This window comes from Rhizobium sp. 'Codium 1' (genome assembly GCF_020889605.1).
Taxonomy (GTDB): domain Bacteria; phylum Pseudomonadota; class Alphaproteobacteria; order Rhizobiales; family Rhizobiaceae; genus Allorhizobium; species Allorhizobium algae.
In genome coordinates this window covers 156,437-176,057 of sequence record NZ_JAJGPW010000002.1, presented here as the reverse complement: position 1 = coordinate 176,057, position 19,621 = coordinate 156,437, and the positions used below count along the sequence as shown (strand labels likewise).

At 62.6% G+C, this 19,621-nt stretch carries 16 protein-coding genes; 12 read left to right on the top strand and 4 right to left on the bottom strand.

Annotated features, from left to right (window positions below; translation table 11 throughout):
• Positions 1 to 109 precede the first annotated feature (109 nt).
• The 3 genes from LJE98_RS06075 to queF all read left to right on the top strand — a co-directional run bounded on the left by LJE98_RS06075 (position 110) and on the right by queF (position 3,951).
• Complete coding sequence (locus LJE98_RS06075) at positions 110 to 2,293, top strand: anthranilate synthase (RefSeq protein ID WP_229574207.1); 2,184 nt, start codon at positions 110 to 112, stop codon at positions 2,291 to 2,293.
• A 270-nt stretch (positions 2,294 to 2,563) separates the two neighbouring features.
• Complete coding sequence (locus LJE98_RS06070; RefSeq protein WP_229574205.1) at positions 2,564 to 3,463, top strand: cation diffusion facilitator family transporter; 900 nt, start codon at positions 2,564 to 2,566, stop codon at positions 3,461 to 3,463.
• 23 nt (positions 3,464 to 3,486) lie between these two features.
• Positions 3,487 to 3,951 carry a preQ(1) synthase gene (gene queF, locus LJE98_RS06065; protein ID WP_229574203.1) on the top strand — a complete coding sequence of 155 codons (465 nt, stop codon included), beginning with the start codon at positions 3,487 to 3,489 and terminating at the stop codon, positions 3,949 to 3,951.
• Positions 3,952 to 4,029: 78 nt separating this feature from the next.
• Here queF and LJE98_RS06060 read toward each other — a convergent pair whose 3' ends face one another.
• Positions 4,030 to 4,602 carry a HupE/UreJ family protein gene (locus tag LJE98_RS06060; RefSeq protein WP_229574201.1) on the bottom strand — a complete coding sequence of 191 codons (573 nt, stop codon included), beginning with the start codon at positions 4,600 to 4,602 and terminating at the stop codon, positions 4,030 to 4,032.
• Positions 4,603 to 4,828: 226 nt separating this feature from the next.
• Positions 4,829 to 5,332, bottom strand: a complete 504-nt coding sequence (locus LJE98_RS06055; RefSeq protein ID WP_229574199.1) for a hypothetical protein — start codon at positions 5,330 to 5,332, stop codon at positions 4,829 to 4,831.
• Positions 5,333 to 5,536: 204 nt separating this feature from the next.
• Between LJE98_RS06055 and LJE98_RS06050 the strand changes: the two genes are divergently transcribed.
• Positions 5,537 to 6,895 (top strand): chloride channel protein, encoded by a 1,359-nt coding sequence (locus LJE98_RS06050; protein WP_229574197.1) that lies wholly within the window; start codon positions 5,537 to 5,539, stop codon positions 6,893 to 6,895.
• 111 nt (positions 6,896 to 7,006) lie between these two features.
• Complete coding sequence (locus LJE98_RS06045) at positions 7,007 to 8,470, top strand: protein adenylyltransferase SelO (protein WP_229574195.1); 1,464 nt, start codon at positions 7,007 to 7,009, stop codon at positions 8,468 to 8,470.
• Positions 8,471 to 8,524: 54 nt separating this feature from the next.
• Here the strand turns inward: LJE98_RS06045 and LJE98_RS06040 are convergent, their stop codons facing one another.
• Both LJE98_RS06040 and LJE98_RS06035 read right to left on the bottom strand, forming a co-directional pair.
• Positions 8,525 to 10,540 (bottom strand): HAMP domain-containing methyl-accepting chemotaxis protein, encoded by a 2,016-nt coding sequence (locus LJE98_RS06040; protein ID WP_229574194.1) that lies wholly within the window; start codon positions 10,538 to 10,540, stop codon positions 8,525 to 8,527.
• A gap of 442 nt (positions 10,541 to 10,982) precedes the next feature.
• Positions 10,983 to 11,513 (bottom strand): DUF992 domain-containing protein, encoded by a 531-nt coding sequence (locus tag LJE98_RS06035; protein ID WP_229574192.1) that lies wholly within the window; start codon positions 11,511 to 11,513, stop codon positions 10,983 to 10,985.
• Positions 11,514 to 11,759: 246 nt separating this feature from the next.
• On the opposite strand from LJE98_RS06035, the gene LJE98_RS06030 reads away from it, so the two are divergent.
• The 7 genes from LJE98_RS06030 (at position 11,760) to LJE98_RS06000 (ending at position 19,478) form a co-directional block, all read left to right on the top strand.
• Positions 11,760 to 12,197, top strand: coding sequence for a pyridoxamine 5'-phosphate oxidase family protein (locus LJE98_RS06030; protein WP_229574190.1), 438 nt, complete (start codon positions 11,760 to 11,762; stop codon positions 12,195 to 12,197).
• Between the two features lie 237 nt (positions 12,198 to 12,434).
• Complete coding sequence (locus LJE98_RS06025; RefSeq protein ID WP_229574189.1) at positions 12,435 to 14,996, top strand: GcvT family protein; 2,562 nt, start codon at positions 12,435 to 12,437, stop codon at positions 14,994 to 14,996.
• Between the two features lie 160 nt (positions 14,997 to 15,156).
• Positions 15,157 to 15,588 carry an HIRAN domain-containing protein gene (locus tag LJE98_RS06020; protein ID WP_229574187.1) on the top strand — a complete coding sequence of 144 codons (432 nt, stop codon included), beginning with the start codon at positions 15,157 to 15,159 and terminating at the stop codon, positions 15,586 to 15,588.
• Positions 15,589 to 15,678: 90 nt separating this feature from the next.
• Positions 15,679 to 15,990, top strand: coding sequence for a type II toxin-antitoxin system RelE/ParE family toxin (locus LJE98_RS06015; protein WP_229574185.1), 312 nt, complete (start codon positions 15,679 to 15,681; stop codon positions 15,988 to 15,990).
• On the top strand, positions 15,977 to 16,279 hold the full coding sequence (locus tag LJE98_RS06010; RefSeq protein ID WP_229574183.1) for an addiction module antidote protein: 303 nt from the start codon (positions 15,977 to 15,979) through the stop codon (positions 16,277 to 16,279). Before LJE98_RS06015 ends, LJE98_RS06010 begins: the two co-directional genes overlap by 14 nt.
• Positions 16,280 to 16,842: 563 nt before the next feature.
• Positions 16,843 to 17,097: a GlsB/YeaQ/YmgE family stress response membrane protein gene (locus LJE98_RS06005; protein ID WP_229574181.1), complete on the top strand. Its 255-nt coding sequence runs from the start codon at positions 16,843 to 16,845 to the stop codon at positions 17,095 to 17,097.
• Between the two features lie 926 nt (positions 17,098 to 18,023).
• On the top strand, positions 18,024 to 19,478 hold the full coding sequence (locus tag LJE98_RS06000) for a coniferyl aldehyde dehydrogenase (RefSeq protein WP_229574180.1): 1,455 nt from the start codon (positions 18,024 to 18,026) through the stop codon (positions 19,476 to 19,478).
• Positions 19,479 to 19,621 lie beyond the last annotated feature (143 nt).

Sequence of the window (19,621 nt, the reverse complement as noted above, 5' to 3'; positions counted from 1 at the left end):
ATGTCTTTTTGACGATTGACCCCAAAGCCGCCCGGAAACACTCCTGAGGCGGCTTTTTTGTATTCAAGGCGCCCCGGAGACGGGCCTTGAAGAATGGAGAAGGACAGACATGTCGACGATTTTGCAGGAAGACGGCTCGGAAGCCTATCAGACGCGCGGTGGTGTGACCGTCACGCGCAGGCGCCGGCCGACATCCTATGCCGACGCGATCTCCAGCTATGTCGACAAGCTCGACGAGCGGCGCGGCGCGGTCTTCTCGTCCAATTATGAATATCCCGGCCGCTATACCCGCTGGGACACGGCGATCGTCGATCCGCCGCTCGGCATTTCCTCCTTCGGTCGCAAGGTCTGGATCGAGGCCTATAACGGCCGCGGCGAGGCACTGCTCACCATGATCGCCGAGGCCTTGGCCTCCGTCGAGGACCTTGCGCTGGGCGAACAGACCGCCACGCGTCTCGATCTCGACGTCAAGCTTCCCTCGCGCGTTTTCACCGAAGAAGAACGCTCGAAGATGCCGACGGTCTTCACGGTGCTGCGCGCCGTCACAGCACTGTTCCATTCGGAAGAAGATGCCGCCATCGGCCTGTTCGGCGCCTTCGGCTATGATCTCGCCTTCCAGTTCGACGCCATCGATCTGAAGCTTGCCCGTCCCGACGACCAGCGCGACATGGTCCTCTTCCTGCCCGACGAGATCCTCGTCGTCGATCATTACTCGGCCAAGGCCTGGATCGACCGTTACGACTTTACCAAGGGCGAGGTGACCACGGTCGGTCAATCGGAAGAGATCCAGGCTGAGCCCTTCCGGCATACCGACACAATCCCGCCGCGCGGCGATCATCGGCCCGGCGAATATGCCGATCTGGTCACCAAGGCCAAGGAGAGCTTCCGCAAGGGCGACCTGTTCGAAGTGGTTCCCGGCCAGAAGTTCATGGAGCGCTGTGACTCGAAGCCGTCGCAGATCTCCAAGCGGCTGAAGGAAATCAATCCGTCGCCCTATTCCTTCTTCATCAATCTCGGTCACCAGGAATATCTCGTCGGCGCCTCGCCGGAGATGTTCGTGCGCGTGAACGGCCGCCGCATCGAGACCTGCCCGATCTCGGGCACGATCAAGCGCGGGGCCGACCCGATCGAGGATTCGGCGCAGATCCTGAAGCTCTTGAACTCCAAGAAGGACGAGAGCGAACTCACCATGTGCTCCGACGTCGACCGCAACGACAAGTCCCGCGTCTGCGAGCCGGGTTCGGTCAAGGTCATCGGCCGCCGCCAGATCGAAATGTATTCGCGTCTTATCCATACGGTGGATCACATCGAAGGACGGCTGCGGGACGGCATGGACGCCTTTGACGGTTTCCTCAGCCATGCCTGGGCGGTCACGGTCACCGGTGCGCCCAAGCTCTGGGCCATGCGTTTCATCGAAAAACACGAGAAGAGCCCGCGCGCCTGGTATGGCGGGGCAATCGGCATGGTCGGCTTCAACGGCGACATGAACACGGGCCTGACACTCAGAACCGTGCGCATCAAGGACGGTATCGCCGAAGTGCGCGCCGGAGCCACGCTTTTGAACGACAGCGACCCTCACGAGGAAGAAGCCGAAACCGAACTGAAGGCCTCCGCCATGATTGCTGCCATCCGCGACGCCACGTCCGACCAAAAATCCAAGCGCGGTGTTGCGAGCGTCGGCCAGGGCGTCAACATCCTGCTCGTTGATCACGAGGACAGCTTCGTCCACACGCTCGCCAACTATTTCCGCCAGACAGGCGCCACGGTGAACACCGTGCGAACGCCGGTGCCGGAGGAGATCTTCGACCGGCTCAATCCGGATCTCGTGGTGCTGTCGCCCGGTCCCGGTTCACCGGCAGATTTCGACTGCAAGGCAACGATCAAGAAGGCCCGCGCCCGCGAGCTTCCGATCTTCGGCGTCTGCCTCGGCCTTCAGGCGCTGGCGGAAGCCTATGGCGGGGAGTTGCGCCAGCTCGCCGTTCCCATGCACGGCAAGCCGTCGCGCATCCGCGTGCTCGAAGCAGGCCTCGTCTTCGAGGGCTTGGGCAAGGAAGTGACCGTCGGCCGTTACCACTCGATCTTCGCCGATCCTTCGACCTTGCCGCGTGATTTCATCATCACGGCGGAAAGCGAGGACGGGACGGTCATGGGCATCGAACACGCGAAGGAACCGGTCGCCGCCGTCCAGTTCCACCCGGAATCGATCATGACACTTGGCGGCGACGCCGGCATGCGGATGATCGAAAACGTCGTGGAGAAGCTGGCGAAGCGGAAGAAGGTCAAGGCGGCCTGAGGGTCAAGAATACGGACGTGGCTGGTCGGCGCAGGTAACGTCAGGACCGTGGACGGCACGGATCTGCATGGCTGACTGCGATCCGACCGGGACTTCCCGGGATCTGACGGGCATGCGCACCTGTGCACACACCCATATCCCGCCTTGACCTCGCCTCATCCCTTCGCCATTACACTGCCGACATCCAACCGAACCGCCCGCCTTGCCGGGCGGTTTTGTCGTTTCTGGAATTGCGTCTGCAATTCACTCGCATCTGCAGGGAAGAAGGCCATGGCTGACGAGAACAATCTGGTTCGGCGGATTGCCTTCTGGGGCATCCCGCTCGCCTTCGGTGTCATGGGGCTCAAGCTTCTCGCCTGGTGGGTGACCGGATCGGTGGCGCTGCTCTCGGACGGCCTGGAATCGACCGTCAACGTCATCGCTGCCTTCATCGCCTATTTCGTCATCCGCTATGCGCAAAAGCCGGCTGACGACGACCATCCCTACGGCCACCACAAGGCGGAGTATCTGTCGGCCGTGCTCGAGGGCGTGCTGATCGTGATCGCGGCACTTCTGATCATCCGCGAGGCGGTGCCGGCGCTGCAGAACCCCTCGCTGCCGGAAGCACCGGTCCTGGGGCTTGCGATCAACACGTTTGCAGCGGTCCTCAATGCGGCCTGGGCGACGCTCTTGATCCGGGTGGGGCGCAGCCATCGCTCGCCGGCGCTGTCGGCTGATGGCCAGCACATCATGTCCGATGTGGTCACCTCGATCGGCGTGATCATCGGACTTCTGCTGGCCCTGGCGACGGGCTATGCCATCCTCGATCCGGTTCTCGCCATCCTGGTTGCCCTCAACATTATCTGGCAGGGCTGGAAGGTCATCGCGCAGTCGGTGGCCGGGCTGATGGATGTGGCTGTGTCGCCGCAGGAGGCGGAAGCAATTCGCCAGGCGATCAAGGAGAATTCGCAAGGCTCGCTCGGCGTCCACTATTTGCGCTCGCGCCGCGCCGGGGCTGCTACCTTCGTTGCCTTCGACCTCGTCGTGCCGGAAGGCATGACGGTGCGCGACGCTCATGTGATCTGCGATCGGCTGGAATTGGCCCTGCACAGGGCCTTGCCCGGCACGCGCGTCACCATTCACGTCGAGCCGGAGAACGAGATGGCGCATGGCGCCGGCGTCGAACTCTGAGACAAGATGAAAGGACAAAATTCATGAGCAAGACCGATACGTCCGGGCTGACTCAGCTCGGCCAGTCCATAGATGCCCCCACCAGCCCCGAAACCGCCGTTCTGGAGCGGGTGCCGAATGGCAATGCCGGCACCGATTATGTCGTGCGCTTTACGGCGCCTGAATTCACCTCGCTCTGTCCGATGACCGGCCAGCCGGATTTCGCCCATATCGTCATCGACTACATTCCCGGTGACTGGCTGGTGGAATCGAAGTCGCTGAAACTCTTCCTCTTTGCCTTCCGCAATCACGGCGCCTTCCACGAGGACTGCTCGGTCTATATCGCCAAGCGCATCGTCGAATTGCTTAATCCGAAGTGGCTTCGCATCGGCGCCTACTGGTATCCGCGCGGCGGGATCCCGATCGACGTCTTCTGGCAGACGGGCGAGGCGCCCAAGGGTGTGTGGCTGCCGGAGCAGGGTGTGGCGACCTATCGCGGCCGCGGCTGAGACCGGATCCCCGAGACGATGCGCACAGAAAAACGGCGGCCCGAGAGCCGCCGTTTGCAAGATCGAATGGAGGCTGGATCAGCCGAAGGCGATTGCGGCGCCGCCGACGACGGTGGCAAGGCCAAGTACGCGGGCAACCGTCGGGCCAAGCCGGGTGACGCCGAGGCCGAGGGCCACGCCAGCACCGTGCAGGGCGGCGGTTGCGACGAGGAAGCCGAGGCCGAAGGACAGCGCACCCGCGGAGCCGAGCTCGCCACCATGGGCATGGCCATGGAAGAGGGCGAACATGCCGACAACGGCAGCAGAGGCTGCGACCGGCAGACGGACGGCGGCAGCCACCAGCAGACCGAGACCGATCACGGAGGCGAGGATTGCCGGCTCGACGAAGGGCAGGGATACGCCGGCGACAGATAGGCCAAAGCCGACGGCCATCATCGAGACGAAGGCTGCTGGCACGGCCCAGAACGCGCGACCGCCGATCTGGCTTGCCCAGATACCCACGGCGACCATGGCCAGGATGTGATCGGCGCCGAAGATCGGATGCGAAATGCCGGCCATCAGCGAGCCGTGGGCTGCCGGATCAAGATGGGCAAAGGCTGGGCTTGCTGCCATCGTCATCAGGGCAGCGGTGAATGAAAGGCGCTTCAACATGTCTTATTCGTCCCTCTATTTGGTCAACTCAAGGCGGCCGGAATTCGGTCCCGCCAATCGTCCCCTTAAACCATTGCTCAGCCTAACGTAACCCGTCCGCGGATGTCCACGGGAAAGCTTGGGATCAGCCTATGCCGAATGCCCTGAATGGGTGATGGTGTCAGCGGCAGGCCATGACGCGGAAAGGACAGGGCACAGGAGAGTGGCGCCCGTCACTTTTCTTCGCTCATTGTTTCTCCACACCGAGAACTTCCGCGCAGCGGGACAGGCTCAAGCCGTTGCCGGTGGTGTCGTTGCTGGCGCGGATCGTGGAAATCACCCCGCCCTTGTCCGTGTTGATCTGCAATTCGCAGAACAGCTGTTCGTAGCGTCCGGGCGTGATCAGTTCCGGCTCCCAGAAGGGGTCGCGGGTAATCACGCGGGTCTGGGTGACGGTCTGGCCCGAGCCGTCCTGGCGGGTTTCGGTGCGCACGATGGTGCGGGCAGGTTCGTATCGGGTGTAGACGGGTGGGATGTATCGCGTCTTGTCGCCGCCGCGCCAGATGTAGATCTTGCCCGACGAGAGCGGGTACTCATCGATCGGCGGGCCATAGGCTGCAAAGAAGCGCTCGACGGGCTCGCCGATCCAGCGGGACTGCAGCGCTCGGTTGGCGTCTCCGGTCGTCGTGCACCCTGAAACGACGCTCGCGCCCAGGATCAGGACTGCGGCAAGAGCGCTTTGAATTCGCATGGACTTCCTCGAGGGGTTCGATTGCGCCGATCCTAGCCTGCAGCCCCGCTGCGCCGCAAGTGACCCGGACCAATGACCCGGGCCGAATCGCCACAGGTGGCACGCGCCGTGTTCTTTCCTTTCCTGCAAAATGCGGTCTGCGCTTGCGTCTCGCGGTCAGGGGGTCGATAAGCGGCCTCGATCGGATTGGCACCGGTGGAGAAGATGCAGAAATCCTACAGCAAGTCGAAGCTCGTCCGGCGGTCGAGGGTGTTTCGCGGGTCGCTCGGACTCTGGCGGCCGCGTCTGGTGTTCTGGACAGGTGCTATCGCCATCGGCGTCACCAGCGTGGGCTTTGCCTGGATCGCGGATTTTGCTCAGGAAACCTTCCAGCATATGACCGTGGCAGGCGAGTGGAATTTCCTGCTGCCGCTTCTGGTCACTCCGCTCGGCTTCATCGCGTGCTCCTGGCTTGCCATCACCTATTTCCCCAACTCCCAGGGCAGCGGCATTCCGCAGGCGATCGCCGCCCGGCATCTGAACGAGGACGAGGACCGTACGCGTCTCCTGTCTCTCAAGATTGCCGTCGGCAAGATCGCTCTGACGACGCTTGGCCTCTTCACCGGGGCTTCGATCGGGCGCGAGGGGCCGACCGTGCAGGTCGGCGCTTCCTTCATGCTGGCGGCTGCCCGTTTCGGGGGCATGGCCCAGGCGCGGGGGCTGATCCTTGCTGGATCCGCCGCCGGGATCGCTGCAGCCTTCAACACGCCGCTTGCCGGCATCGTCTTTGCCATCGAGGAGATGAGCCGTGCCTATGAGAACCGGGCCAACGGCGTCGTGCTGACGGCTGTCATCCTGTCAGGCCTTGCAGCGCTCGGCCTTGCCGGCAGCTATCATTATTTCGGCTCGACCTCGGCCGTGCCCGTCTCGGTGCGTGACTGGGCGCTCGTGCCGATCTGCGGCATTGGCGGCGGTGCGCTGGGCGCCGTCTTCAGCGGGCTGGCGCTCCATCTGGGCTTGCGGATCCGCCGCTGGGCGCAGCCGGCGCCTGTCAAACGCATGGTGCTGTTTGCCGGTGCCTGCGGGCTCGGGGTGGCGCTGATCGGGGTGATCTCGGGTGGCACCACCTTCGGCACCAGCTATGAGCAGGCGCGCGGCGCACTGGCCGGGGAACCGACGTCGCTGATCTTCTTCATCGAGAAGTTTGCAGCCAGCTTCCTCTCCATGATCTCCGGCATTCCCGGCGGGATTTTCGCCCCGTCATTGTCGATCGGCGCCGGCTTCGGCAGCACGATCGGGCAAATCATGGGAACGAGTGTCGCACTCGGTGCGGTGCTCGGCATGGCCGGCTACTTTGCCGGTGTCGTGCAGGCGCCGATGACCGCCTTCGTGATCATCCTGGAAATGACGGGCAACAACCACGCCGTCCTGCCGATCATGGCGGTGTCGATGATCGGTTACGTCACCTCGCGCCTGTTGTCACCGGAGCCGCTCTACCACGGCCTGTCGCGCAATTTCGTTGCCGCCGCCATCCGCGCGCGCCGGGCGGATCATCGCCATGGCGAAGAGGCGCTACCGCGCTGACACTCCCAAGGCTTGGCTGGAGACAAACTTGTCCCCTGCGCAGCGCCTCCCCATATTGGAGTGACAGATCGAAACACATGTCCGGCGTCATGCCGCACAGGGAGTGTCTACTTGTTTTCCTTCGACAACAGCTATGCCCGCCTGCCGCAGACCTTCCACCGGCCGGCCAGACCCGCCGCCGCCCGTGCACCGAAACTGATCCGTTTCAATCAGGCGCTGGCCGAGGAGCTCGGGCTCGATCTGGAAGGGGCCGACGAGGCGCGGCTTGCACAATTGCTCGGTGGGCAGGTCATCCCTGTCGGCGCCGAGCCATTGGCGCAGGCCTATGCCGGGCATCAGTTCGGACATTTCAATCCGCAGCTCGGCGACGGGCGCGCGCTTTTGCTCGGGGAAGTCATCGATCGCCGGGGCCAGCGCCGCGACATCCAGCTGAAGGGCTCCGGCCCCACCGCCTTTTCGCGCAATGGTGACGGCATGGCGGCGCTTGGGCCAGTCTTGCGCGAATACATCGTCTCGGAAGCCTTTGCCGCGCTCGGGGTTCCCGCGACGCGCGCGCTTGCGGCTGTTGCGACCGGCGAACAGGTCATGCGCGAGACGATCATGCCGGGCGCCGTGCTGACCCGGGTCGCTGCCAGCCATGTCCGCGTCGGCACCTTCCAGTTCTTTGCCGCCCAAGGCGACGAGCAGGCCGTGCAAACGCTGGCCGAACATGTCATCGACCGGCACTATCCGGAGGCCCGCAAAGCCGAAAATCCCTATCTCGCCATGCTCACCATGGTCGCGGAACAGCAGGCCAGACTCATTGCGCGATGGCTGTCGATCGGCTTCATCCACGGCGTGATGAACACCGACAACATGGCGATCTCGGGCGAAACCATCGATTTCGGCCCTTGCGCCTTTCTCGACGAATATGATCCGCGCAAAGTCTTTTCCTCGATCGACCAGCGCGGCCGTTATGCCTATGCCAACCAGCCCGGTATCGGCCAGTGGAACATCGCCCGGTTTGCCGAATGCCTGCTGCCGCTGCTCGATGCGGACGAAGACGTGGCGATCGAAGCGGCGAACGGTGTGCTGAAGGCCTTCGGCGATGTCTTCCAGGAGGCGTGGCTCGATCTCTTCAAGGCCAAGCTCGGCGTGACGGGCGAGGGCGCTGACGACAGAGGCCTGGTGACCGATTTCCTCGAACTCCTGCATCAGGGCGAGGCGGATTTCACGCTGGCCTTCCGCACCCTCTCCAAGGTCGCTGGCGGCGCCGGGGACGAGACGCTGGCTGATCTCTTCACGGCGTCACCGCCGGGTCTGTCCGGCTGGCTCACGCGCTGGCGCGCCCGTCTCGATGATGGCCGTTCGGACGCCGAGCGGCAGGCGGCGATGGAGGCTATCAATCCGGCACTCATTGCCCGCAACCACCGGATCGAGGAGGCGATTGCCGCGGCCATTTACGGCGACTACTCCTTCTTTCACCAACTGGTCGATGCGCTGGCGACACCCTACGCCGAAGATCCCGATACGGCCGATCTCCGGCTGCCGCCGACGCCGGATGAGCGGGTGACACGGACCTTCTGCGGGACGTGACCTTGCCGGAGTATTGCCCCGGCAAGGTCTGATCGGCTGCAAGAGGTCTTCGGCTCAGAACTCCTGCCAGTCTTTCGAAGTGTCGATTGCAGCATTGCCCCTGCCGGAAAATGCCGTGGCAATTCTGTTGCCAAGGCGCTGCACGGGGGAGGGGCTGTATGCCCTGGACGTCTTGTGGTTGCCGCTCGCCGGTGCAGGGACGAGGGGACGCGGCGCGCTTGCCTGTCTGTACTGGTTGGCATCAGAGCCATGTCCGAGTTTGAACCGTACAACGACGCCGTCCAGCGATTGGGCTTCGTCGCTCAGGGCGCGACAGGCGGCCGTCGTCTGCTCTGCCATTGCCGCATTTTCCTGGGTCACGCGGTCCATCTGGTTGACCGAACTGTTGATCTCGGAAATGGCGATCGACTGTTCTTTCGACGCAGTGACGATTTCGCCGATCAGATCCGTGACCTTGAGAACCTGTCCCTCGATCTCGATCAAGGCCGTGCCGGTCTGGTTGACGAGGGACACACCATTCGCGACATGCGATGACGAGGTCGTCACGAGCGTCTTGATCTCCTTCGCGGCAGATGCCGATCGCTGTGCCAGTTCGCGCACTTCCTGGGCAACCACGGCGAAGCCCTTGCCGGCGTCACCGGCGCGGGCGGCCTCGACGCCTGCGTTCAGCGCCAGCAGATTGGTCTGGAAGGCGATCTCGTCGATGACATTGATGATCTGGCCGATCTGGTTCGACGAATTGGCAATTTCGTCCATTGCGGCAATCGCGTCCTTGACGACGATAGCAGATCTTTCGGCTCCACTGCGTGTGGCTGCCATCATGGAATTGGCTTCGTTCGCGCGTTCTGTCGCGTTCTTGACCGTCGCCGTGACCTCGTCCAGCGCAGCGGCGGTCTGCTCGATCGTTGCGGCCTGCTGTTCGGTTCGCTTCGACAGGTTTTCTGTCGCATTCGTCATCTCCGCCGCGCCATTGCGGACCACGGAGGTCGAGGACGCGATTTCGCCCAGGGAGCCGGCCAGGGTCTCGAGGCTGGTGTTGAAACCGACGCGGAGATTTTCATAGGCGTCGGTGAAGGGTTCGGCGATTCTGAAAGCCAGGTTGCCCGCAGCAAGTTCGGTCAGGCCCTCGTTGAGGCGGCCGATGACCATCTGCCGGTTCTGGTCTTCAGCCATCTTTTCTGCGGCAATCGCCTGCTCGCGTGCGATCTCCTGCTCGCGCGCGGCTTCCCGCTGCTCGCGGTTCTGCTTGCGCTCGATGGCATTGGCCCTGAAGACCGAGACCGAGTTCGCTATGGCTCCGATTTCGTCGGTTCGTGTCACGTAGGGGACGTCCTGGGAATAGTCGCCCCCGGCCAGATGGCCCATATATCCCTCGATCGCGCGCAGCGGGGCCAGCGCCTTGCGATTGAGATAATAGGACAGAACGGCACCGCTGAGCAGGCCCAGGGCCATCAGGGCTTTCATGACCATGCTCAGGGTATAGGCTTGCGATTCCATCGTCTGGAAATTGACTTCGGCATTTTTCGCTGCGGTCTCAACGATGCCGTCCACCAGCACATCCGTCGCATCGACCTCGGACTGAAGAACGTCGGCGATGCCGTCAAATTCGCCCATCATCTGGTTGCCGGCTTCGGGGCCACCGGCGACATATTTTTCCGCCATGCGCCGACCCGCGTCGTAAAACGCCAGATATCCGGTTTCTACCTTGCCGATCTGGTTTGCCATTGCCGGTTCGCCGAGTTCGGTCGCCAGCAATTTCAACTGCTGGACCTTTTCGCGCAGCGCCGTCGCCGAAGCTTCGGCCAGCTGGAACCCGTCATCGAGGCCGTCCTTGCCCTGCGTTGCCGAGACGTCGGTCAGCGATTCCTGGGTGCTGACAATGTCGAGTTCGATGCCCTTCTGCAGCCTCACCAATTGCAGGACCCGGCCGCTCAGGCTTCTCTCGGAGCTGAAAATTTCCATGCCTGCCTGCAACTGCCTCTCCGTCAGATAGTCGGAAAGTCCGAGTGCGCCGGCAGCGATCGTGGAAAGGGACATGATGCCGATGGGAATGAGCATGCGCAGTTTCATGGAAGTCGCTTTCCGTTTCGCAGGGGGACAGACCCGGCAAAGAGCGGGTCTTTGCCGTTTCGGGTGGTGATGGATGTTTGGTACGTGTGGTACGTTGATCGGGTCGGAGGTCGCTGTCCCGTCCTGCGGGCTCAAAGGTCGACGCACTGAAGCGCTTAGCTGCTCTCCCCAACATTTCTCCCCCTGATTTCTAATGGTGAATCCCAAAGGAAATCTTAACCGGCGGCTGGTCGTGACCCATTTGCCCGGACAACGGGCAATTGCCTCCTCGCTTGCCGGCATGGGTGTGGCGGCAAGCAAATGACGGCCAAGTGTAGCGCCGTCCTGCTGTTCCGCGACTGAGCCCGAATTGGCAGCCCGCCGTCTGTTCTTCCTCCGTCGGCGCATGCAAAAAAGGCGCCCCTTGCGAGGCGCCTTTTTCATATCCGAATGCTGATGCCGATCAGATTGCGGGCTGCAGCGTCATCGAGGTGCCGGTGGCGGCGATGTTCAGGCCGATCTGGCCGGACACGCTGACCGGCTGCAGGTGGATCGAGCCTGCCGTGCCGCCGAAGAGGACATTGGCGCCGATTCCGGCACCGATGGTCGCTTCCGCAGTCGCACCGCCATAGAGGCCGCCGAGCGAGCCCTTGTGGTAACCGGCGGTCGGGGCAAAGACGGCCCAGACGACGCGGCTACGGGTGGTGAAGCCAAGGTCGACGCCGAGCTTCTTGATCGAACCTGTGTAGGTGTCGAGCGGTTCGCCGTCGATGACCGAGGTGAAGGCGCAGTCTGCCGTCTTGGCAGAGCCCAGCACGTAGCCAAGGCCACCGCCGATCTGGCAATCCAGATAGCCGATGCGCACACCGCCGACGCGGTCACTTTCGATGGCGATGGGCGCCGGGGCGGCACCGGTCATGTCGGCCGCTGCGGTGATGCCGGCCGTCGTCAGGACGGGCAGGGCGGCGAGGCTCAGGGTGAGCAGTGTCTTCATGGCAATTCTCCTTCCATGTTCGGCTGCCCGCGGGGAGGGTGGCCGTTTTCGGCTTCTCGGGCAGCGTGGAACAACGCCTAGCGGCAAAGATTGATCCAACTGAGGCTGAAGATAGGCGGCAAGAAGGCGATCCACCGGCTTATCGGCCTATCGGGGCCGCTTGCTGCATCGGCGCCTCAACCCGGCTTTCCGGAACAAATGTGACAGCCGGCGCTTGTCTGGGACACCCCAGCCGGAGACTGAGCCATGACATTGTCCCTTCCCGAACTCGCCAAGAAGATGCAGAAGATCGATTTCTGCATGATGCTCACCAAAACCGAATTCGGCGCCATCGCCAGCCGGCCGATGAGCAACAATGGCGATGTCGACTATGACGGCGACAGCTTCTTCTTCTCCTATACCGACACCCGCAAGATCCGTGAACTGACGGCAGACCCGACCGTGTCGCTGACCCTGACCGCGCCGCCGAGCCTGCTCGGCAAGCCCGGCATCTTCGTCGCCGTCGAGGGCCGCGCCAGCCTCATTGCGGACAAGGCCGTCTTCGAGGCCCACTGGACCTCGGATCTCGATCGCTGGTTCCCTGAAGGTATCGAGACACCCGGCCTTGTGCTGATCAAGGTGCATGCCGACACGATCCAGTATTGGGATGGTGAGGACAATGGCGTGATCCGCATCAGACCCTGACCGGTCGGTCACCGCATGAAGGGCACCGCATGAAGGGCGTCGGCCATCGCCGCCGCCCTTTCTCGTTCTCGATGCGACACTGCTACCCGGTCTCTCGCCGCGATCCGGCGGATGAGGGCGTGGACAAGTGGTCGTGGGTCTCTTGCAGAATGTCGCAGACAGGCTGCAAATGCCCCGGCGGGGCTTTTAAGATCGACGCCACATCATCCACTCCCAGACATCAGGGTTCACAAGGCTATGGCAGAGTTTCCGACCAAGGCGAAAGTCGTCATCATCGGTCTAGGCGGCATCGTCGGCGCGTCGATCGCCCATCATCTCATCGAGCGCGGCTGGGACGATATCGTCGGCATCGACAAGTCGGGCATTCCGACCGACATCGGCTCCACCGCCCATGCCTCGGACTTCTGCTACACCACGTCCCACGATTATCTCTCGGTCTGGACCACGCAGTATTCCATCGATTTCTTCGAGAAGATGGGCCACTACGCCCGCATCGGCGGTCTCGAAGTCGCCCGATCGGGCGACGACACCTGGATGGAAGAGATCAAGCGCAAGCTCTCGTCTGCGCGGGCCTTCGGCACCCGCGCGCATTATGTGTCGCCCGCCGAAATCAAGGCGCTCTTCCCGCTGATCGAGGAAGATCAGGTCATGGGCGGCATGTTTGATCCCGATGCCGGCCTTGTCATTCCGCGCTCCCAGACCGTGGCCGGCAAGCTCGTCGATGCCGCTGAAAAGTCCGGCAAGCTCACCATGTTCGGCAATACGCCGGCCCAGTCGCTGATCGTCGAGGGTGGCCGCATCAAGGGCGTCGTCACCCATCGCGGCACCATCATGGCCGATCACGTCGTGGTCTGCGCCGGCCTCTGGGGCCGCCTGATCGCCGAAATGGTGGGCGAAGACCTGCCTGTCATGCCGGTCGACCACCCGCTCACCTTCTTCGGCCCGTACAATGAATTCGAAGGCACCGGCAAGGATATCGGCTATCCGCTGCTGCGCGACCAGGGCAATTCGGCCTATATGCGCGACACCGGCGACCCGAAAACGTCAGAAGGCGGCCAGATCGAGTGGGGCTACTATGAGACCACCCATCCCCGCATGTGCCATCCGCGCGAACTGCTCGAAAAGCACGAGGCGCGGCTGTCGCCCTCGCAGCGCGATCTCGACATGGAGCAGATCATCGAGCCGCTCGAAAAGGCCATGGAACTCACCCCGATCCTCGGCGAGCTCGGCTATAACGAAAGCCATAGCTTCAACGGCCTTCTCCAAGTGTCCGCTGCCGGCGGCCCGTCCTGTGGCGAAAGCCAGAAGGTGCGCGGCCTCTGGTATTGCGTCGCCATCTGGGTCAAGGACGGTCCCGGCTATGGCAAGCTGATCGCCGACTGGATGACCGACGGTCGCACCGAAATCGACCACAACTCGATTGACTACGCGCGCTTCTACCCGCACCAGCTGACGGAAGACTTCATCGCCGGCCGTTGCTACGAGGCCGCCCAGAAGATCTATTTCCCGGCCGTGCACACCCGCGAACCCTATGCTTCCGGTCGCGGCGCCAAGCGCTCGCCGATGTATGAGCGCGAAGTCGAGCTCGGCGGTCACTTCATGGAACTCGGCGGCTGGGAGCGTGCGCATGGCTACGCCGCCAACGAGCACCTGCTGGAGAAATACGGCGATCGCGTTCCGGTTCGTGAAAACGAATGGGATAACAGACATTTCTGGCGTGTTTCGAATGCCGAACATCTGGCGATGAGCGAGGATTGCGGCATCGTCAACCTTTCCCATTTCCACATGGTCGACATCGAAGGTCCTGACCATGTCGAGCTGCTTGAATGGCTCTGCGCTGCCAAGATTGGCGGCGACGCAAACATCGGCAAGGGCATCTACACCCACTTCCTCGACGACGAGGGCATGGTGCGCGCCGACTTCACCGTCTTCCGGCTGGCCGACCGCTGCCGCCTGGTCAACGGCGCCGATGCCGGCCCGCGTGACTTCCACTACATGAAGCGCGTGGCGCAAGATCGCGGCCTCGACGTCACGATCACCGACGTCTCGGAAAAGTTCATCACCATCGGCATCTGGGGCCCGAACGCCCGCGAAAACCTGAAGAAGGTCGTCGCCGACCCCGCCGGCCTCGACATCGAGAACTTCCCCTTCGCCGCGATCAAGCCGATCGAAATCGCGGGCAAGCCGGTCACCGCCTTCCGCATTTCCTATGTCGGTGAGCAGGGCTGGGAACTGCACATGAAATACGAAGACGGGCTTGCCGTCTGGGATGCGCTGCGTGCCACCGGCGTCATGGCCTTCGGTGTCGAGACCTATGCGAACTCGCGCCGCATGGAAAAGAGCCTGCGCCTGCAGAACGGTGATCTCCTGACCCAGTACAACCTGATCGAGGCGGATCTCGCCCGCCCGAAGGTCAAGGAAGCCGACTTCCGCGGCAAGGCCAAGCATCTCGAATACAAGGCCCGCGCGCAGCAGCCGGCCATGCTCTGCACGCTCGTGATGACCGACAATGTCGACAGCAAAGGCGTTGCCCGTTACCCCGTTGGCTCCATGCCGGTCGTCGACCCCGCAACAGGCGAGGTCCTGATCGACAGCCTCGGCCGCCGCTCCTACACGACGTCAGTCGCCTATGGCCCGACCATCGGCCGGAACATCGCGCTCGCCTATCTGCCGGCGGAATACTGCGAAGTGGGTCGGAAGCTCAATGTCGAGTATTTCGCCGAGAGCTTCCCGGTCGAGGTCGCGGCGGTGGGCTACAAGCCGCTTTATGATCCGGAGAATCTGAAGCCGCGCAGCTGAGGCTGCGCATCTGGTTCAGTGGATTATGGACCCGTCGGTCGAAAGGCCGGCGGGTTTTTTGATCCGTGCTGTCCGGAACGTGACCAGATGCTGTTTGAGCAGGAATCTGGACTTTCTAGTTTTGGTTGTGTTTACTGCCTTTCTGAGCAGGGAGCGCGCCATGGGACTGCTTTCGTTTCTTTTCGGTTCACCGAAGAAGCTCGACCTCAAGAATCGCGTCATCTGGAAGGATGGTTCCTTCCCGATGGAGGTGGTGGGAGAGAGCAATTACCAGGACGCCTTGCAGAAGACCTGCGGAGGCTTCAGCCGCCACGGCCACGATAAGATAGTCGAAGCCAGTCTAGAGTTGGAACCTACAAATCCGCACGACGCCAACGCCGTTAGGATCACCATCGCTGGCTCTACAGTGGGCTATTTGCCACGCGCTCAAGCCCAAAGAGTTTCCTCGTTCATGCGTTCAAATGGATTTAATCCATTGGTCTGTGATGCATTGATCAATGGCGGGTGGAAAACAAATCAACACGATAGTGGATTTTTCGGCGTTCGACTGGGGGTTCCAAACAGGGGGCCAATTGAAGTTCGCCGGCGTTGATGGCTGACATTCGTCGGTGAACAAAATCTGAGTACCGCGTTCTTGCTTGGATCTGCCGATTGAAATTTCGTATTCCATGGGATACAAATTATGGATATCCGTAGACATCCGATGTTCAATCGTTGGATGCGTTCACTTAAAGACAGAAGGGCCGTCTCTAAAATTCTACTTAGGATCGAACGGATTGCGGATGGCAATTTCGGCGACCATAAGGGTGTCGGAGCCGGAGTTCAGGAGTTGCTAATCGACTATGGCCCTGGCTACCGCATATACTATGTGCAGCGCGGGTCAGTAGTGGTGATCCTTCTGTGTGGCGGAGACAAGAGCAGCCAGGCGCGCGACATCGAAATTGCGAAGAGGATGGCGCAGGAGTTGAAGGATTGGCCGAATGACCTCCATTAGGGAGATGCCCCGCTTCGACGCTGCCGACTATCTCGGCACACCGGAAGCGCGCGCAGATTACATGGCCGCAGCGCTGGAGGAGGGCGATGCCGCCGAAATCCGGAGAGCACTCAACACCGTCGCGCGTTCGCTCGGCATGACCGCCATCGCCGAAGAGGCGGGGCTTGGACGTGAGAGCCTGTACAAAGCGCTCGGCGAAAACGGCAATCCGGAATTCGCCACCGTCCTCAAACTAATGAAGGCCATGGGGCTGAAGTTTTCGGCCTTACCGATCGAGGAGACGGAATAGAGGCGGTCCTGCCTCCCCCATGCGAGGGAGGTTGGAAAATCGAAGGCTTAGGCGAGCGCAAGCCGCCTAAACTTCCAATTTTCCAGGAGAGGGGCAAGGTTCCGTGGGAACCAGCCTCACCGAGCCGCTCACCGCCAAATCTGAGGTTTGGCCCTTAACAGTTGCTCCTGAACGGCTTGTGGCTGGATCCTCGGGTCAAGCCCGAGGATGACGACTGTGGCGAGGGGTTGGTATTCTCCTCTCTTGCTCCGGCATGTTGCGACGTCTGTGGAGGATACAATGTTCCTCCCCGAACTCCGTCATCCTCGGGCTTGACCCGAGGATCCAAACACAAGCCCGCCAACAGGTGACGTCGCGTTAGCCGCCATTGCCCCTCATCCACCCCTTCGGGGCACCTTCTGCCCGCAGGCGGGGAGAGGGTTGAGTGAGGGCAAGAGCCGAGAACTCGGGACCAGCTGCGGCCTCCCGCTTCTCCCAAGCGCCTAAAAGAGGGCCGTCTGGCATGGAACATTTGTTGACAGAATCCATTGTTCCATCATTCGAATAATGATGGAGAAAAGACTATGGATCTGAACGGCGTAGGTATACTCGGCGCGATCTTGATCGGTGGCCTCGCAGGCTGGCTCGCAGAGCGGTTCATGCGCAGCGATATGGGGCTCGTGATGAACATCCTGCTGGGCATCGTCGGCGCCATCGCCCTGAATTTCATCCTGGCCGCTGTGTTCAACCTGGCCTTTGGCGGGGCAATCGCCTATCTGGTCATCGGCTTTATCGGCGCCTGCATGCTGATCGCCGTCGGCAGAATGATCCGACGCTAACCGCTGCAAACCCCTCAATTTCACCAGAGCGAGGGGGATGAATTCAAGACATTTTCCAACGGAATCAATGTCGCACATGTTTTTTCATCCCCCACCTTTTCCAGCCCTCTATCCTGGTTCCCGTCCCGCCTTCGGATACACCTGACGATGCGATGTCAGGCGAGGCGGGGCCGGCGCCGGAATGGAGGGTTGTCGCAAACCTGAAGCCCCGGCCCGCTGTAACGGTCTCCCTCCGGACGAAGGGCTGAAAGAGGGCGACGGGGTCGGATGCGCCCCAAAACCTGGATACCCTGATCGGAAGGACGTGCCTCAGAGGCGCACAGACAAGGCGCCAGCGCTGTCGCGAACACGCAGACAGCGGGCGGGGATGAGCGCCGGGCCGCGAATGGCCAGACGATCATCCCCCGGGCGAGGGTCCCGGTCGGATTGGTGCACCATCCGGCGGGAACCTCCCGGGCCACCGGCCAGGCTGACGCGTCACCTCATGGTGATGCCGCAGCCGGACCCGCGCCCGGTCATCCCTGGAACGCACGTTCCAAGGACCGTCGCCGCCTTGCCAGAGAGACGCATGCAGTGGGAATAGACGCCGAACGGGGCGCCGGAAGGAGCCACATTACTTACTTAGACAGGTTGCTTCTGGCGCCTCGTCCGAGATTTGAATGCCCACCCCCGGAGGGAGAAATCCCGACCGGCGGATGCGCTTGGGCGCAGGTTGTCCCCGATGCCGAGGCAGGAGCGGCACAAACTCGCACGCATGGCCCTGATCTGCCGGGGTGCCGGATGCTCACGGACGGCCGGGGCATTTCAGCAGAATGCCGGGAACAGGGCTAATCGTCGCCCAACACATCAAAATCATTTGTTCGCCCTTGAACAATTGAGCCTACATTGCCCACATTGGATCAGAAGAAAAACGAGAGGAAACGGTCATGGACGGACAGGTTGCAGCAAGGACGGACGAGACGGCGGTCGGCATTGCGGATCCCGCCGCGCGCATTTCCGTCCTGCTCGCCGCTCAGAAGGCCGCCTGGTCGACCGACGTCACACCCAGCCATGCCGTCAGGGACGGCCGGCTCGACCGGCTCGACCGGATGGTGGTGGCCTGGGAGGCGCGTTTTGCCGCGGCGATCTCGGAGGATTTCGGCAATCGGCCGGCGGTGGTCACGACATTGACCGATATCGTGCCGGTGCGCGCCGCGATCCGACATGCGCGGCGCGAGCTGAAGCGCTGGATGCGGCCGCGACGCGTCTCGCTGGCCTGGACGGGCAAGCCGGCCTCGGCGCAAATCCTGCGCCAGCCACTCGGCGTGGTCGGGATCGTCGCGCCCTGGAATTATCCGCTCAACCTAATGCTTTCGCCGCTGGTCGGGGCGCTCGCGGCCGGCAACCGGGCGCTGCTGAAGCCGTCGGAACTGACCCCCGCCTTTTCCGAGGTGCTGGCCAAGGCCGTCGCCGAAACCTTTGCCGAGGACGAGGTCGCCGTGGTGACCGGCGGGCCTGAGGTCGCGACAGCCTTTACCGCTGCACCCTTCGACCACCTGATTTTCACCGGCTCGACCGCTGTTGGCCGCAAGGTTGCGGAAGCGGCAGCGAGGAACCTGACGCCTGTCACCCTCGAGCTCGGCGGCAAGTCGCCCGTCATCCTCGATCCGTCCGTCGATCTCGACAAAGCCGTGCCGCGGCTCGTCTGGGGCAAACTGCTCAATTCCGGCCAGACCTGCGTGGCGCCCGATTATGCGCTGGTACCGCGCGGCCGGGTTCCGGATTTCCTCGCCGCGGTCAAGGCGGAGGTGGCAGAGCAATATCCGGGACTGCCTGGCAATGCCGACTACACCACGATCATCAGTCCGCGCCATTTCGATCGCCTCGTGCGGCTGGTCGAAGAGGCGCGCGAGAGGGACGCCGAAGTCGTGGAGCTTGCCGGGCCGCATGATCCCGAACGGCGCGTGTTTTCGCCGGTTGCGGTGGTGGGCGCACCTGACGATACCGGCGTCATGGCCGAGGAGATCTTCGGGCCGATCCTCCCGGTTGTTCCCTATGACACGCTGGACGAGGCGATCGCCTATATCAACCTGCGTGATCGGCCGCTGGCCCTCTACTGGTTCGGGAGCGACAAGGCGGCCGAGGCAAGGGTGCTTTCGGGCACGATCGCCGGCGGCGTGACGATCAACGACACGATCCTGCATCTTGCCCAGGACGATCTGCCCTTCGGCGGCGTCGGGGCCTCCGGCTACGGCGCCTATCACGGCGAGGCGGGGTTCCTGGCGCTCAGCAAGGAAAAGCCTGTCTTGAGACAGTCGGTGCTTTCGGGCGTGAGCTTGCTCTATCCGCCCTATGGGCGGCTTGCGACCTGGATGCTGAAACTGCTTGGCCGGCTCGGCTGAAGGCGTGGGCTGCTGGTCAGCCCTTGGCGGTCCGGGCAGGCCTAAGAGGCACGGTGGCCGGCAGCCTGGGAGGTGCGGACAGGGCGGTCTCGAACTCGTCGAGTGGCATGGCCCGCCCGAAGAGCCAGCCCTGGAAGACATCG

What these genes read in the sequence shown, in the direction of transcription:
- LJE98_RS06075 (WP_229574207.1), top strand. Translation starts at nt 110, where the DNA reads ATGTCGACGATTTTGCAGGAAGACGGCTCGGAAGCCTATCAGACGCGC.
- LJE98_RS06070 (WP_229574205.1), top strand. Translation starts at nt 2,564, where the DNA reads ATGGCTGACGAGAACAATCTGGTTCGGCGGATTGCCTTCTGGGGCATC.
- queF (WP_229574203.1), top strand. Translation starts at nt 3,487, where the DNA reads ATGAGCAAGACCGATACGTCCGGGCTGACTCAGCTCGGCCAGTCCATA.
- LJE98_RS06060 (WP_229574201.1), bottom strand. Translation starts at nt 4,602, where the DNA reads ATGTTGAAGCGCCTTTCATTCACCGCTGCCCTGATGACGATGGCAGCA.
- LJE98_RS06055 (WP_229574199.1), bottom strand. Translation starts at nt 5,332, where the DNA reads ATGCGAATTCAAAGCGCTCTTGCCGCAGTCCTGATCCTGGGCGCGAGC.
- LJE98_RS06050 (WP_229574197.1), top strand. Translation starts at nt 5,537, where the DNA reads ATGCAGAAATCCTACAGCAAGTCGAAGCTCGTCCGGCGGTCGAGGGTG.
- LJE98_RS06040 (WP_229574194.1), bottom strand. Translation starts at nt 10,540, where the DNA reads ATGAAACTGCGCATGCTCATTCCCATCGGCATCATGTCCCTTTCCACG.
- LJE98_RS06035 (WP_229574192.1), bottom strand. Translation starts at nt 11,513, where the DNA reads ATGAAGACACTGCTCACCCTGAGCCTCGCCGCCCTGCCCGTCCTGACG.
- LJE98_RS06030 (WP_229574190.1), top strand. Translation starts at nt 11,760, where the DNA reads ATGACATTGTCCCTTCCCGAACTCGCCAAGAAGATGCAGAAGATCGAT.
- LJE98_RS06025 (WP_229574189.1), top strand. Translation starts at nt 12,435, where the DNA reads ATGGCAGAGTTTCCGACCAAGGCGAAAGTCGTCATCATCGGTCTAGGC.
- LJE98_RS06020 (WP_229574187.1), top strand. Translation starts at nt 15,157, where the DNA reads ATGGGACTGCTTTCGTTTCTTTTCGGTTCACCGAAGAAGCTCGACCTC.
- LJE98_RS06015 (WP_229574185.1), top strand. Translation starts at nt 15,679, where the DNA reads ATGGATATCCGTAGACATCCGATGTTCAATCGTTGGATGCGTTCACTT.
- LJE98_RS06010 (WP_229574183.1), top strand. Translation starts at nt 15,977, where the DNA reads ATGACCTCCATTAGGGAGATGCCCCGCTTCGACGCTGCCGACTATCTC.
- LJE98_RS06005 (WP_229574181.1), top strand. Translation starts at nt 16,843, where the DNA reads ATGGATCTGAACGGCGTAGGTATACTCGGCGCGATCTTGATCGGTGGC.
- LJE98_RS06000 (WP_229574180.1), top strand. Translation starts at nt 18,024, where the DNA reads ATGGACGGACAGGTTGCAGCAAGGACGGACGAGACGGCGGTCGGCATT.